This window comes from Magnetococcales bacterium (assembly GCA_015231755.1).
Classification (GTDB): domain Bacteria; phylum Pseudomonadota; class Magnetococcia; order Magnetococcales; family Magnetaquicoccaceae; genus Magnetaquiglobus.
Map to the genome: position 1 here is coordinate 45879 of JADGAZ010000002.1, position 13792 is coordinate 59670.

Here is a 13792-nt window from a genome sequence, read left to right on the forward strand (position 1 = left end):
TCCGAAGCCCAGACAACACCTCCAAGCCATGGCTTATTTCAATGCCCAGCAGTTTCAGACTTCTCAGACGCTGGAGACCCGAATTTGTCATTAAAGATTTTCCTTATTTTCTCTGTGCACTCTACATAGTTAGAAGCATTAACAGAGCTAAGATCCAAGTAATGGCCATTCCTGCTCTCAGAACCAAGATTTGCCGCAAGCTGATCATAAATTTCTTTAAATTTCTCCACAATAATTCGTTCCCTAATATGCAGAGTCGAGGCAATCACATATTCTTTTCTATAAAAATGAATGAAAGCCTCACGATTATCTATAATAACCAACTCAAAAGCATTCTCTTCTGGTGTCAAAAAAAGCTCAAAAGGACGCCCCATAAAATCAGCCATATGCGTCAGCACATCATGAATTTTATCCTTATTGTTTAGTGAAACAATTCTATAATACTTCTTCAACGGAGGTCTGCCATCTCGTCCCAGAACTCGATGTCGAATCGCTGTGACATATTCATTTTGCGACAAAACCGAGTCCGGGAAAAATCTACTTGACCTGACCTCCTCGTTTGCAAGCAAAGTTGCTTGCGTCAAAGCCTTGAAAGCATCTTCCTGCCCTTCAATATATCTCGCATCAATCGTTGATTGATCTTTCTTAAGAAGCATGGACTCAATATTATCCATCTTCTTGATTAGAGAAATCATATCATTTTTATAATTTGAGAAGAATGTCGCGGTATCTCCTGCCGATGGACTGGCACCTAAAGAAAAAATATTAGATAAAGGATTCTCTACGACAAAATCACCAGATATAATTCTATCAATTTTTTCATCAATTCGTGACTTAAGCTGCAACATATTTTCAGATTGTGAAATATCATCATAAAATATCACATGATCATCAGCAATATCAAAAGGAATTTTACCCGCCCCTCCCTGATCCGATCTCTTTTCCATAATCAGGACGACTGGTTTTAGTATAGCATGACATATAGCCAATTCATAAAACACGTTAGGGTTATGATTCGTCAGATCTGCAACCATAAAATCAGAATCTCTAATTGATCTAAGAATTGATGACGTAATTTTCGAAACAATAAGCTTGTCTGCTCGCATAAAATCAATCGCAGCTCCCGCCTTTCTCCTTTCACGTGAAATCACATCAAAGATATTCTTGAAAAGTGCATCACATTTCTTCCTAACGTTAGATCCTTCATCTCCAAGTTCACAAATAACAAAACATTTTTTCATCTTAAATCTCCTTAGCCTTTATTAGGACAATGATTACACAAAAACGCATCAAGCTCAACATCAACCGAAAACATTATTCTTGATAAAGATTAGCACGCATTCCAAAATAATGCAAAATCAATTTTCAATTTTTCAATAACTTTTGTGAAATTAATTACAAAGATTTATGATTCATAAACATTCCATGCTGCACATATCATCATAAAATCTCACACCTTATCACACCGTTGTCGCATCAACTCGGAAACCGACATCATCATATTGATTTGTTATTTCTAAAGAACTCTGAAACAAAACACGATGGGAAAGCAACACAACAAACAAATCTCCCAAAAATAATCAAAAAAATCACCCATATGTCGCAATATGAATCATTTTTACCCCTCCTCACCACCCCCATTCACACATTAACGGCACAAAATATGCATACAACCCCAAACACCGCCTTGGTAAAGGAGCCTCCCCCTTGCACATCACCCTCGTCACCACGGGCCGGGCCGATTATGGTCTGCTCGAACCTTTGATCCGGGAACTCACGCGCCGCAGGAGATGCGCCGTGCAGCTCGTGGCCACGGGCGGCCATCTTTCTGTGGCGCAAGGGGAGACCATCCGTTTGATCCAGGCCGATGGCCACGCCGTCACCCCCATGGCCATGAATCCGGAAAACGACTCCGAACACGGCGTCTGTCAGGCCGTGGCCACGGGATTGGCGGGATTTTCGGACCATTTCCGCCAACACAGGCCGGATCTGGTGGTGGTGCTCGGCGACCGGTATGAACTCTGGGCGGTGTGCATGGCGGCGGTATTGCACAAGATTCCCATCGCCCATCTGCATGGTGGAGAGACCACCCTCGGCGCCCTCGATGATGTCATCCGCCACACCATCACCAAGATGGCGACCTTCCATTTTCCCGCCCTGCCCGAGTATGCCCGCGTGATCCTGTCCATGGGGGAGCATCCGGACCGGGTGCATGTGGTGGGCGCCTTGGGCATCGATGCGATCCTCCAGACTCCGCCGATGGATCTCCAGGCCCTGTCGGCCCATGTGGGGGTGGATTTCGCCCGTCGCCCGGTGGCGTTGATGACCTATCACCCGGTGACCCTCGACGATCACACCGCCGCAAGCCAACAAGTCACAACGATCCTGGCCGCCCTGGCCGCCACGGATCTGACCACCCTGATCACCATGCCCAACGCCGACGCCGGAGGCGAAGCGATCTTTCAGGCCATCGAGCATCACTGTCGCGCCCATCCCGAACGCTTTCATCTGGTCAAAAGCCTGGGGCAGCGGGGCTATTTAAGCGCCATGCGTCACGCCCGGGTGATGATCGGCAACTCGTCGAGCGGCATTCTGGAGGCCGCCTCGTTTCGGCTGCCAGTGGTCAACATCGGCGACCGGCAGGGTGGACGGATCAAACCCGCCAACGTCATCGACTGTCCCTGCGAACCCGCCGCGATCCGCGCCGCCCTGGAACAGGCCCGGTCGGAAGCGTTTCGGGAATCCATGGCCGATCTGGTCAACCCCTACGGCGACGGTCACACCGCGACCCGCGTGGCCGACATTCTGGAAAGCCTGGATCTGTCGCATCCGGGGGAGCTGTTGAAGAAAGGATTTTTTCACCCACCATGCGGACACGTCACCACACCATGACCACCCCACCCTCCCCCATCACCGTCATCGCCGAAGCCGGAGTCAATCACAACGGCCAACTGGATCTGGCCTTGCGACTGGTGGATGCCGCCGCCGACGCGGGAGCGGACGCGGTCAAGTTTCAGACCTTTCGCGCCGAGGAACTGGTGAGCCGTCACGCGCCAAAGGCGGAGTATCAACGGCAAAGAACCGATCCCGACGCCTCCCAACTGGCCATGATCCGACAACTGGAACTGGATCACCACAGCCATATCCGCTTGCAGGCCCACTGTCTGAAAAGAGGGATCGGATTTCTCTCCACCCCGTTCGACGCCACCAGCCTGGATTTTCTGGTGGGACCGATGAAACTCGACACCCTGAAAATCTCTTCCGGGGAGGTGACCAACGGACCGTTTTTGCTTCAGGTGGGGGCGAGCGGCTGTCGGGTGCTGCTTTCCACCGGCATGTCCACCCTGGGGGAGATCGAAACGGCCCTCGGGGTCTTAGCCTTCGGCATGCTGCATCCTGCCGAGGCTCCGTCCATGGCCGCATTCGCCCACGTTTTCGCCTCTTCAGCCGGTCAGCAGGTGTTGAGCGAACGGGTCACCCTGCTCCACTGCACCACCGAATATCCGGCCCCCTTTGCCGAAGTCAACCTGCGAGCCATGGACACCCTGCGCCACGCTTTTGGGCTGCCGGTGGGCTATTCCGACCATACGCCGGGCATGACCATTCCCATTGCCGCCGCGGCGCGGGGCGCGCAAGTGATCGAAAAACATTTCACCCTGGACCGCTCCTTGCCGGGTCCGGACCATCAAGCCTCTTTGGAACCCGAAGAACTGACCCGCATGATTGAAGCCATCCGGATAGTAGAGTCGGCCCTGGGTCATGGCCGCAAGATTCCGGTGGCTGCGGAGCTGAAAAACCGTCCGGTGGCCCGCAAAAGTCTGGTGGCCCTGGTTCCGATCCGCCGGGGAGAACGATTCACTGCCACCAATCTGGGGGTCAAGCGCCCTGGCACGGGACTGTCTCCCATGGTCTACTGGCAATGGCTGGGACGAATCGCCACACGGGATTATCACGTGGATGAAGGGATCGACCGGGAGGAGGAGGAAACACCATGATTCAAGAAGCGACGGTACTGGCGGTCATTCCGGCCAGAGGAGGCTCCAAGGGGGTCATCCGCAAAAATATCCGACCGTTGGGAGGCAAACCCCTGTTGGCCTGGACCATCGAAGCCGCCCTGGCCTGTCCTCAGCTCGACCGTGTGATCCTCTCTTCCGAAGACGAAGAGATCATGGCCACCGCCCGCCAGTGGGGATGCGAGGTGCCCTTTCCCCGTCCCATGGCCCTGGCCGGAGACGAGACCCGGGCCATCGACGTGGCCTTGCATCTGCTCGCCACGTTACCGGAGCGGTATGATTTCCTGGTCTGGCTACAACCCACCTCGCCGTTGCGCACCCCGCAAGACATCACCGACTGTCTGCGGCTGTGCGTGGAACACAACGCCCAAAGCGCCGTCACCGTCACCCAGGCGGACAAAAGCCCCCACTGGATGTTTCACGTCGCCCCGTCCGGAACCATGCGACCGGTGCTGCCCGGCAACGCCACCCTCTCGAACCGTCAGGCCCTGCCGCCAGTCTATCTGCTCAACGGGGCGGTCTACGTGGCCAATACCACCTGGTTGCGCCACTCCGGACGCTTTGTGGACGCCCAAACCCTGGCATGCATCATGCCCCCGGAACGCTCCCTGGATATCGATTCGGAAGCGGACCTCCACATGGCGGCATGGTGGTTGTCCCGGCAGACCAGGTGAGGAGTCATCCAATACCACGACGCACGCAAGAAAAATAATACGGCTCGGAAATTGCATCATTTTTACCAAGTCCACCTCGCACGTGGCGCCCATCGACCCCCCATGCATCCAAGAGACCCCAAACCATGGCGGAACTGCAACTGGATGGCACCAAGCTCACCTTTCACGTCAAGGAGTTGCTGGCGTGGAAACAGGGCGGGTTCGTGCCGCCGATTCTGGTGGAAGTGAGTCCCACCAATCTGTGCAACCACCGGTGCGACTTCTGCGCCTATGAATATCTGGACCGCAACGGCACCTATCTGGACATGGACCGCTTCCGGGTCATTCTCGACGAGTTGGCGGCCATGGGGACCAAGTCCCTGTTTTATTCCGGCGAGGGGGAACCGCTGATTCACAAGGGCTTGCCCGACATCATCGTGCATGCCGGGGGCATGGGGTTCGAGCAGGCGCTGAACACCAACGGGGCGCGACTGCTGCCCGCCGTGGCGGATCGAATTCTGCCCTGGCTCTCCTGGGTGCGCTGGAGCATCAACGGGGTCTCCCGGGAGGATTACGCCCTCCATCACCGGGTATCGCCACGACAGTTCGATCTGGTGATGAACAACCTGACCCATGCGGCCCAGGTCAAGCGCGATCTGGGACTGCCGGTGACCATCGGGGTACAGTTTGTCTATCTGGGACAAAGCGCCGCTACGGTGATCGCCCTGGCCGAACGCATGAAGGCCATCGGGGTGAGCTATTTCGCCGTCAAGCAGTTCAACCGTCATCCCAACAACCCCTTCGCGCTGGAAACCCCGCCGCCCATCGAAGAACTGCTCACCATTTTGCAACTCAACGACGCGAACTTTCACGCCACGGTCCGTCTGGGGGCGTTGGAATGGCAAGCCCCCCGGGAGTACCAACGCTGTCAGGCCCTGCCCTTTTTTGCCGAGATCGTGGCCAATGGGGATGTTTATGCCTGTGGTCCCCATCTGGGCAATCCGGCTTTTTGTTACGGCAACATCCACGACACCTCTTTCGCCAGCTTGTGGAGCGGGGCCGGTCGGCGCCAAGTGGAGGCACACGTCTGCTCCATCCCGGATCTGGACGCGGTGTGCATGCCCAATTGCCGCCTGCACGAGATCAACCGCTTCTTGTGGAAGCTTTCCCATCCGCCGGAACATCCGGATCTGGTCTGACACAATCGGAAATCACACACCATGGACGCTTTGACTCTGGACGGCTTCACCCTGTTTCACCATTTGGACGCCCTGCGCCAGTGGGAACTGGATCAACCCTTTGCGCCACTCCTGGTGGAGATCCACCCGATTGCGCCCAACCCGAAGGATCCACTCCTGCCCGGAGAGCGCTTCTTGAATCTGGTCCGGGAATTGGGAGCGATGGGGATCGGCAGTGTGCTGATCGCCGGACCCGGAGAGCCGTTGCACCATCCCGACACCCTGGAGGCGTTGCGCCTGGGGAGGGAACTCGGCCTGCGCATGACTCTGCTCACCGCCTCGGACCCCTGGCGTCGGGTGGAGGAGTCACAACGTCCCACCGGCATCCGGGTGCTGTTCCGGGAGAGAATTCCCGCTCCGACGACTGCCGAACCTCGGGAGTATGCCCGTTGCCTGGGTCTGCCGTTCATCGCCTTGGTGACCGCCGACGCCAAGGTGCGGAGCTGCTCGGATCCCGGCGCCGGACCGGAATCGATCTGCGGCGACTTGAATCACGAGGCGTTCTCCACCCTGTGGCCCGCGGCCCAGCCCCTGCGTACCCGTCTGAGCTGGGAACTGGATCCCCGGATGGTCTGCCCCGTCACCTGTCGTCATCACGGCATCAACCGGGTGTTGTGGCGTCATCTGCACCCGCCGGAACATGTGGCTTTTATTTGAATATTATCGTGATTTTTTATAATCAAAACCTTGGGGACTTCGTCCCAAAACCCCTACCGGGGACCGTACCGGTCCCCGGACCCCTGCAATATTAAAGAATAATCCGGGTGGAAAGAGGGTCCACGTGCGCATCGGGATTGATTTCGACAACACCCTGACCGATATGGATACCCTGCTGACCCGGCTGGTGCGGGAACAGGGATGGTTCGACGCCGACGCGCCGCTGCCCACCGACAAAACCACCATCCGCCAGCGCATACGCGCTCTGGACCACGGCGAAAGCAAATGGCAGCATCTTCAAGCCGCCCTGTATGGTCCCCGGTTGCACACCGCACCCTTGCGGGCCGGGGCCGGATCGTTTCTGCTACGGGCCAAAGAGCGCCACGTGACCATCTTCATCGTCAGCCACAAAACCCGTTTCGCCCGCCGCGACGAAGCCCAATGCCACGATCTGCGCATCCTGGCCACGGCGTGGATGACCCGTCAGGGACTCTTCGACCCCCACCGCTTCGCCGTGGACCCGGAGCATCTGCATTTCGCCGACACCCGCGCCGAAAAAGCCCAACGGATCGCCCAGTTGCGCTGTGATCACTTCATCGACGATCTGCCGGAACTGTTCGCCGAGCCGGGATTTCCCGCCGCGACCAACCGACTGCTCCTGGATCCGACCGGCGCCCATGGTCACGGCTTCGACTATCCGGTCTTCGCCTCCTGGAGCGCCCTCGAAGCCACGCTGCTGGGATCCCCCCCATGACCCCCGAACTGCCCCGCGTCGCGGTGGAAAAACTGCTCGAAGAGCCGCTGTTGACCTGGGAGCCGATCCGACGGGGGGGCAACAACCGGCTGTATCGCATCACCACCCCGACCCGCACCCTGGCGCTCAAACACCACACCCGCCAGTCGGAAGACCCGAGGGACCGCCAGAAGACCGAACGCATCGCCCTCACCTTTTTCACCGCTCATCCCCATCTGCCCACCCCCCGTCTGGTGGCCTGGGAGGAGGCATCCGGACTCACGGTGCTGGAGTGGATCGACGGCGAGCGGATCCAGACCCCCTCCACCGACGACCTGGATCAGGCATTGGCGTTCATCGCCGCTCTGGCAGCTCTGGGGAAAGCACCGGGAAGCGAGGCCATTCCTCCGGCCTCCGGGGCATGTCTGTCTCCGGGGATGCTGCTGCGCCAGGTGCAAGAACGGACCACACGCCTGCAAGCCGCCGCCAACACCCATCCCGAACTGGCAGCCTGGACACGCCAGCGGTTTCTGCCCGCCAGGACCCGCATTCTCGACCGCTCGGTCACGGCCTTTAAGCGCCACGGCCTGAAGACCGAAGCGGAGATAGCCCGCTCCTGTCGGCTGTTGAGTCCGTCGGATTTCGGGTTTCACAACGCCCTGCGGCAGCCGGATGGACGCCTTGTCTTTCTGGACTTTGAATATTTCGGCTGGGACGATCCGGTCAAGCTGAGCTGGGATTTTCAGATGCATCCGGGAATGAATCTTGCTACGCATTGTGCCCGGTCGGATGCCAACCTGGGCACACGTTTTGCCGAGGGCATGCAACGGCTGTACGGCGCGGATGACACCTTTGCCCGGCGCCACACCCTTTACCGCCCCCTGATCGGGCTGTGCTGGTGCATGATCGTGTTGAACGAATTCGCCCGGGACGGCTGGGAACGACGGGCACTGGCCACGGGCGAAACCGACCCGGATCAGGTCTGCGCCCGTCAACTGGCCAAGGCCACGGCCCTGCTGGACACTTTGGAGCCTCTTTAGAAAAATGCGTGATTCCACCCCCCCCCTTTCCAATCCTCCCATTCTCCTGGACGAACGCTCCCGCCGGTTGCGCCTGCTGGTGTTGCGGGCCATGGAACAAGGCGGTCGGGGCCATCCCGGCCCGGCCCTCTCCCTGATCGAAATCCTGCGGGTGCTCTACGACGACATTCTGCGTTACCGTCCCGATCAGCCGCAGTGGCCGGAGCGGGACCGCTGCATTTTAAGCAAGGGTCACGGCTGTCTGGCCCTTTACGCCCTGCTGGCCGACAAGGGATTCTTTCCCGTGGAAGCCCTGGACACCTTCTGCCGTTTCGACTCCTTTTTGGGGGGACATCCGGAACGGGGCAAAATTCCGGGGGTGGAGGCCTCCACCGGTTCTTTGGGACATGGTCTGTCCATCGGCGTGGGTCAGGCGCTGGCGGCCCGGTTGCAGGGACGCTCCCACCGGGTGGTGGTGGTCATGGGGGATGGGGAGATCAACGAAGGCTCGGTGTGGGAGGCGGCCATGACCGCGGCCAAACACCGGCTCGACGCCCTGACCGCCGTGGTGGATTACAACAAGATGCAATCCTACGGCCCGACGCGCGAGGTGCTGGATCTGGAACCCCTGACCGACAAATGGCGCGCCTTTGGTTTCACCACCCGGGAGGTGGATGGACACGATGTCGCCGCCTTGCGCACCACCTTGTCCACGCCCCCCGAACCCGGACGGCCCACGGCCATCATTGCCCACACGGTCAAGGGCAAAGGCATTCCGGAAGCCGAACACAATCCGGAATGGCATCATAAATCCCGCATTCCCGCGGCGCTGTTTTCCGCCATGCGGCAGGCACTGGAGACCCCCTAAGATGCGCAAAAGCTCTCTCGACGCGGTGTTCCGGCTCGCGCAGCAAGACGAACGGGTGATCTTTCTGGGGTCCGACCTGGGGGTCGGCACGCTGCAAGCCTTTCGGGACGCCTTCCCGGAACGGTTTTTCATGGAGGGAATCGCCGAACAAAACCTGATCGGCATGGCGGCGGGACTGGCCATGGAGGGGTTCATTCCCTATGTCAACACCATTGCCAGTTTCCTCACCCGGCGCTGTCTGGAGCAGATCACCATCGATTTATGCCTGCACCATCTGCCGGTGCGGCTGATCGGCAATGGTGGTGGTCTGGTCTACGCCCCTTTGGGGCCGACCCATCTGGCCACAGACGATCTGGCCTTGATGCGCGCCCAGCCCCACATGACCGTACTCGCCCCCTGCGACGCCATCCAGATGCGCGCCTGCATGGCCCAGACCCTGCACCATCCCGGCCCGATCTACATCCGTCTGGCCAAGGGGGGGGACCGGGTGGTCTTTCCGGAAGAGATGCCGGTGACCCTGGGCCAGGGGATCACCTTGCGCCCGGGAGACCAGGCGCTCCTGATCACCACCGGGGTGATGGCGCAACGGGCTTTGGAGGCCGCCTTGATCCTGGAACACCACCACATCTCCTGCGGCGTGGTGCATCTGCACACGGTCAAGCCCCTGGACGACACCCTGATCTTCAACGCGGCCCGGACCTTTCCCCTGCTGGTCACCCTGGAAGAACACTCCTTAGTGGGCGGTCTGGGGTCGGCGGTGGCGGAACGGCTGGCGGATCAGGGACCCTATCCCGGTCCGCGCCTGTTGCGGCTGGGACTGCCGGACTCTTTCCCCCACCACTACGGCTCGCAAGAGGCCCATCTGGCGGCGTTGGGCCTGGATCCGGAAGCCATCGCCCGACGGGTCGCCCTGACCCTGGACACCCTGACCAGGAGTCAACCATGAGCATCTTGTACAGCAGTTTGAAATTCTTGCGTTTCCAGGAACATCTGGCCGCCGTGAAGGAACGGCGTGTGGTGGCTCCGGTCCATCTGCGCATCAAGCCCACCAACCGCTGCAACCACAACTGCTGGTACTGCGCCTACAAGGTGGACAACCTCGCCTTAGGCGAGGAGATGGTGGAATCCGACACCATTCCACCGGAGAAAATGTTCGCGCTGGTGGAAGAGTTCATCACCCTGGGGGTCAAGGCGATCACCTTTTCCGGCGGGGGGGAACCTCTGCTTTACAAGCCACTGCCCGAAGTGGTGGAACGGCTGGCCGCCGGGGGCATCCGGGTGGCCACCCTCACCAACGGCGCCAATCTCAAGGGGCGCATGGCCGATGCCCTGGCCCGGCACGCCACCTGGGTGCGCATCTCCATGGACGGCTGGGACGACGCCAGTTACGCCAAGGCCCGGGGACTCAAAGGGGATCCCTTCACCCAACTGCTGAACAACATCGCCGCCTTCACGGCCCAAGACACCCGCTGTGTGCTGGGGGTGAGTTTCATCGTCACGGAAGAAAACCATATCCATCTGCCCCAGGTGTGCGCCCTGCTCAAGGAGGCCGGAGCCAATCATGTCAAGCTGTCCGGCGTGGTGGTGGCCAACGACGGCGCTGGCAACAACCGCTATCACGCCGATTTCTCCCATCAGGTCAAAGAGCGGATCCGTGCGGCCCAGACCCTGAACGACCACCGTTTCACCATCATCAACCACTACCATGAACTGGAAGAGCGGTTCGACAAGGACTATACTTTCTGTCCATTCTTGTCGTTTCTCACGGTGATCGGCGCGGATTGTCAGGTCTACACCTGTCAGGACAAGGCCTACCGCGCCAGCGGACGCCTCGGCTCCATCCGGGAACGCACCTTTACCGACTTCTGGTTTTCCGAGGAGAACCGCCAGCGGCTGTTCGGCCTGAATCCCGCGCAAGAGTGCGGCCACCATTGCGTGGCCCATGGCAAGAATCTGGCGATTCTGGATTATCTGTCCATCGACCCGGAGCACGGGTTGTTCGTCTAACAAAAAACGGGTCATCAACCCCAAAGCTTGTGGAGCGTCAACGTCAACCGTGGCCATTCAAAATTTCATCACCCCGCTGCACACCCGCGCCCAAAGGGATTATGTGGCGCGGGTGGTGGAACACGACAAGGCCGCATGCGCCACCATCGCCAAACAGTGGGGCGCGGAGTACTGGGACGGTCCCCGCCAATATGGCTATGGGGGCTACCGCTACGATGGCCGCTGGCTGCCGGTGGCCCAACGCATGGCCGCCCACTACGGCCTCACCCCGGAAAGCCGGGTGCTGGATGTGGGATGCGGCAAGGGTTATCTGTTGTATGAATTCACCCGCGCCGTGCCCGGCATCACCGTGGCCGGGCTGGATCTCTCGTCCTACGCCCTCACACACGCCAAGCCGGAACTCAAACCCCATCTGACCCTGGGCAACGCCACGGCCCTGCCCTATGCGGATCACAGCTTCGATCTGGTCTACTCCATCACCACCTTGCACAATCTCTACGCCCCCCAGCTCGATCAATCCCTGCGGGAGATGCAGCGGGTGGGCAAGGGACACAAGCTGATCGTGGTGGAGTCCTACCGCAACGAACGGGAAAAGGCCAATCTGCTCTACTGGCAATTGACCTGCGAAAGCTTCTTCACCCCGGAAGAGTGGCAATGGTGGTTCGACCGGTGCGGTTATGACGGCGACGCCGAATTCATCTATTTCGAGTAGATCATGTCCAAAAAGATTCTGATTGTCGGCGGTTCGGGTTACATCGGACGCCAACTGTTCGCCCGGCTGGGCAGAGACCGGGCCGTGGCCACCCATCACACCCACCCGTTTCCCGGCAGCGTGGCCTTCGATCCGCTCACCACCCAGCCCGAAAGCTGGCTGACCGCCCATGGTCCTTTTTCCACCGCCATTCTCCTGATGGGGGCCACCCGGGTGGATGCCTGCTCGAAAGACCCCGCCGGCACGGACCCCATCAACCGCGACGCGGTGCAATCCGTGATCCGGGCCTGTCTGAAGCTGGGCATTCATCCCCTGTTCACCTCCTCGGACGTGGTGTTCGACGGTCACAAAGGCCATTACGCCGAATCCGACCCGCCGGCTCCCCTGCTCCAGTATGGCCGCCAGAAACACCACATCGAACAATTCCTGCACGCCACCAACGCGCCCCACACCCTGATCCGCCTGCCCAAGGTCTACGACAGCGATCCGCAAGGATCCTCCCTGCTGGCCAACTGGTGGCAGGCCATCCAACGCCGCGAACCCATCCGCAGCGCCGCGGACCGGATTTTCTCCCCGGTGCATGTGGCAGATGTGGTCGAAGGCCTGATCACCCTCACACAATCCGGCCAAAGCGGCACCTGGCATCTGGGGGGACCGGTGGCGGTGTCGATGGCCGGGCTGTTCGGGCTGTTCGCCGCGGGGCTGCGAAAGGCCGACGCTTCCATTCCGGCTCCGGACCACACGGTGTGCGGCATCAACGATCTGGGATTCCGGGAGCGCTGGCCCTTGGACATCTCCTTGAATTCCACCCGCTGGATCCAGACCACCGGCATCGCCCCCCAGACACCGGACGCGGTGGTGGATGCGTTTATCGCACGCTTGAGATTGCCTTTTGAGAGCCAATGCGGTAAATCTGCCTGATCGAAAATCCACGGATCCACATTCATCCTCGATTCACGCGGCGGCCCAACACCATGACACCCATCCGACCATCCGCACCCCCTCTTCCCGCCGTGACCGCGCCCGCACAGCCCGAAGAGGTGAAACAGTTGACCCTGGATGACCTGTTCGGCAGACTCATGGAACAAAAATGGGTGGTGCTGGCGGTGACACTGATCTCCCTCACCTGCGCCGTGACCTACGCCATGATTACCCCCCGGCTCTACCAGTCCGACATCCTGCTGGAACCCTCCAGTGACGATGGAAGAAGAGGCGGAGGCGCCCTGGCGCAACTGGGTGGCTTGGCCGCCATGGCCGGGGTAAGCCTGGGATCCGGAGGCACCTCCAAGGATGCGGCCCTGGCCAAACTCAAATCCCGGATCTTCATCGGCGAATTCATCCAGGACGAAAATCTGCTGCCCGTGCTGTTCAACGAGCAGTGGGATGCGGCCAAAAAGGATTGGATGCCCTCAACCCCGCCCCCGAGCGTGTTCAAGGGGATCGTGCTGTTCAAGAAACAGGTACTCAAGATCACCGAGGAGAAACGCTCCGGACTGATCACCCTGTCCATCGAATGGACCGATCGGGAACTGACCTCCAAATGGGCCAATCTGCTGGTGGAGCGGATCAACCGCCACCTGCGCCTGCTGGCCATCGAAGACGCCAAACGCAACATGGATTATCTCAACAAGGAACTGGCCAAAACCACCATCGTGGAACTCAAGCAGGTGATCGCCTCCCTGCTGGAAGACCAGATCAAAAAAGTCATGATGGCCAATGGCCGTCCCGAATACGCCTTCAAGGTGCTGGATCCGGCGGTGGTGCCGGAACGGCCCGTCTGGCCCAAACGGACCCAGATCGCGCTGATCGGTGTCATTGGAGGTGGACTCCTGGGCATTCTGGTCGGGTTCATTCGCATCACCTTGCAACACCGCAAACGCATCGTCCTGTAA

The 13792-nt window shown here is 59.2% G+C and carries 14 protein-coding genes; 13 read left to right on the plus strand and 1 reads right to left on the minus strand.

The window, feature by feature from the left end:
• Positions 1-38: 38 nt before the first annotated feature.
• Positions 39-1241 carry a hypothetical protein gene (locus HQL98_01625; protein MBF0270760.1) on the minus strand — a complete coding sequence of 401 codons (1203 nt, stop codon included), beginning with the start codon at positions 1239-1241 and terminating at the stop codon, positions 39-41.
• 466 nt (positions 1242-1707) lie between these two features.
• On the opposite strand from HQL98_01625, the gene neuC reads away from it, so the two are divergent.
• The 13 genes from neuC (at position 1708) to HQL98_01690 (ending at position 13792) form a co-directional block, all read left to right on the plus strand.
• A complete protein-coding gene (gene neuC, locus HQL98_01630; GenBank protein MBF0270761.1) occupies positions 1708-2892 on the plus strand; it encodes a UDP-N-acetylglucosamine 2-epimerase (hydrolyzing) in 1185 nt (394 codons plus the stop codon).
• Positions 2889-3995 carry an N-acetylneuraminate synthase gene (gene neuB / locus HQL98_01635; GenBank protein MBF0270762.1) on the plus strand — a complete coding sequence of 369 codons (1107 nt, stop codon included), beginning with the start codon at positions 2889-2891 and terminating at the stop codon, positions 3993-3995. Before neuC ends, neuB begins: the two co-directional genes overlap by 4 nt.
• On the plus strand, positions 3992-4687 hold the full coding sequence (locus tag HQL98_01640) for an acylneuraminate cytidylyltransferase family protein (GenBank protein MBF0270763.1): 696 nt from the start codon (positions 3992-3994) through the stop codon (positions 4685-4687). The genes neuB and HQL98_01640 overlap by 4 nt, the downstream gene beginning before the upstream one ends.
• 125 nt (positions 4688-4812) lie before the next feature.
• Positions 4813-5865 (plus strand): radical SAM protein, encoded by a 1053-nt coding sequence (locus HQL98_01645; GenBank protein MBF0270764.1) that lies wholly within the window; start codon positions 4813-4815, stop codon positions 5863-5865.
• A 21-nt stretch (positions 5866-5886) separates the two neighbouring features.
• Positions 5887-6561, plus strand: coding sequence for a hypothetical protein (locus HQL98_01650; protein MBF0270765.1), 675 nt, complete (start codon positions 5887-5889; stop codon positions 6559-6561).
• Between the two features lie 124 nt (positions 6562-6685).
• Positions 6686-7315, plus strand: a complete 630-nt coding sequence (locus HQL98_01655) for a hypothetical protein (protein MBF0270766.1) — start codon at positions 6686-6688, stop codon at positions 7313-7315.
• Entirely contained in the window at positions 7312-8334 is a 1023-nt protein-coding gene (locus HQL98_01660; protein ID MBF0270767.1) for an aminoglycoside phosphotransferase family protein, read from the plus strand. The genes HQL98_01655 and HQL98_01660 overlap by 4 nt, the downstream gene beginning before the upstream one ends.
• A gap of 46 nt (positions 8335-8380) precedes the next feature.
• Entirely contained in the window at positions 8381-9181 is an 801-nt protein-coding gene (locus HQL98_01665) for a transketolase (GenBank protein MBF0270768.1), read from the plus strand.
• A gap of 1 nt (position 9182) precedes the next feature.
• Entirely contained in the window at positions 9183-10127 is a 945-nt protein-coding gene (locus tag HQL98_01670; GenBank protein MBF0270769.1) for a transketolase, read from the plus strand.
• Positions 10124-11188, plus strand: coding sequence for a radical SAM protein (locus HQL98_01675; GenBank protein MBF0270770.1), 1065 nt, complete (start codon positions 10124-10126; stop codon positions 11186-11188). The genes HQL98_01670 and HQL98_01675 overlap by 4 nt, the downstream gene beginning before the upstream one ends.
• Positions 11189-11237: 49 nt before the next feature.
• Positions 11238-11900 carry a methyltransferase domain-containing protein gene (locus HQL98_01680; GenBank protein MBF0270771.1) on the plus strand — a complete coding sequence of 221 codons (663 nt, stop codon included), beginning with the start codon at positions 11238-11240 and terminating at the stop codon, positions 11898-11900.
• A gap of 3 nt (positions 11901-11903) precedes the next feature.
• Positions 11904-12821: a sugar nucleotide-binding protein gene (locus tag HQL98_01685; protein ID MBF0270772.1), complete on the plus strand. Its 918-nt coding sequence runs from the start codon at positions 11904-11906 to the stop codon at positions 12819-12821.
• Positions 12822-12874: 53 nt separating this feature from the next.
• On the plus strand, positions 12875-13792 hold the full coding sequence (locus HQL98_01690; GenBank protein ID MBF0270773.1) for a hypothetical protein: 918 nt from the start codon (positions 12875-12877) through the stop codon (positions 13790-13792).

What these genes read in the sequence shown, in the direction of transcription:
- HQL98_01685 (MBF0270772.1), top strand. Translation starts at nt 11,904, where the DNA reads ATGTCCAAAAAGATTCTGATTGTCGGCGGTTCGGGTTACATCGGACGC.
- HQL98_01640 (MBF0270763.1), top strand. Translation starts at nt 3,992, where the DNA reads ATGATTCAAGAAGCGACGGTACTGGCGGTCATTCCGGCCAGAGGAGGC.
- neuB (MBF0270762.1), top strand. Translation starts at nt 2,889, where the DNA reads ATGACCACCCCACCCTCCCCCATCACCGTCATCGCCGAAGCCGGAGTC.
- HQL98_01660 (MBF0270767.1), top strand. Translation starts at nt 7,312, where the DNA reads ATGACCCCCGAACTGCCCCGCGTCGCGGTGGAAAAACTGCTCGAAGAG.
- HQL98_01645 (MBF0270764.1), top strand. Translation starts at nt 4,813, where the DNA reads ATGGCGGAACTGCAACTGGATGGCACCAAGCTCACCTTTCACGTCAAG.
- HQL98_01690 (MBF0270773.1), top strand. Translation starts at nt 12,875, where the DNA reads ATGACACCCATCCGACCATCCGCACCCCCTCTTCCCGCCGTGACCGCG.
- HQL98_01670 (MBF0270769.1), top strand. Translation starts at nt 9,183, where the DNA reads ATGCGCAAAAGCTCTCTCGACGCGGTGTTCCGGCTCGCGCAGCAAGAC.
- HQL98_01650 (MBF0270765.1), top strand. Translation starts at nt 5,887, where the DNA reads ATGGACGCTTTGACTCTGGACGGCTTCACCCTGTTTCACCATTTGGAC.
- HQL98_01675 (MBF0270770.1), top strand. Translation starts at nt 10,124, where the DNA reads ATGAGCATCTTGTACAGCAGTTTGAAATTCTTGCGTTTCCAGGAACAT.
- HQL98_01625 (MBF0270760.1), bottom strand. Translation starts at nt 1,241, where the DNA reads ATGAAAAAATGTTTTGTTATTTGTGAACTTGGAGATGAAGGATCTAAC.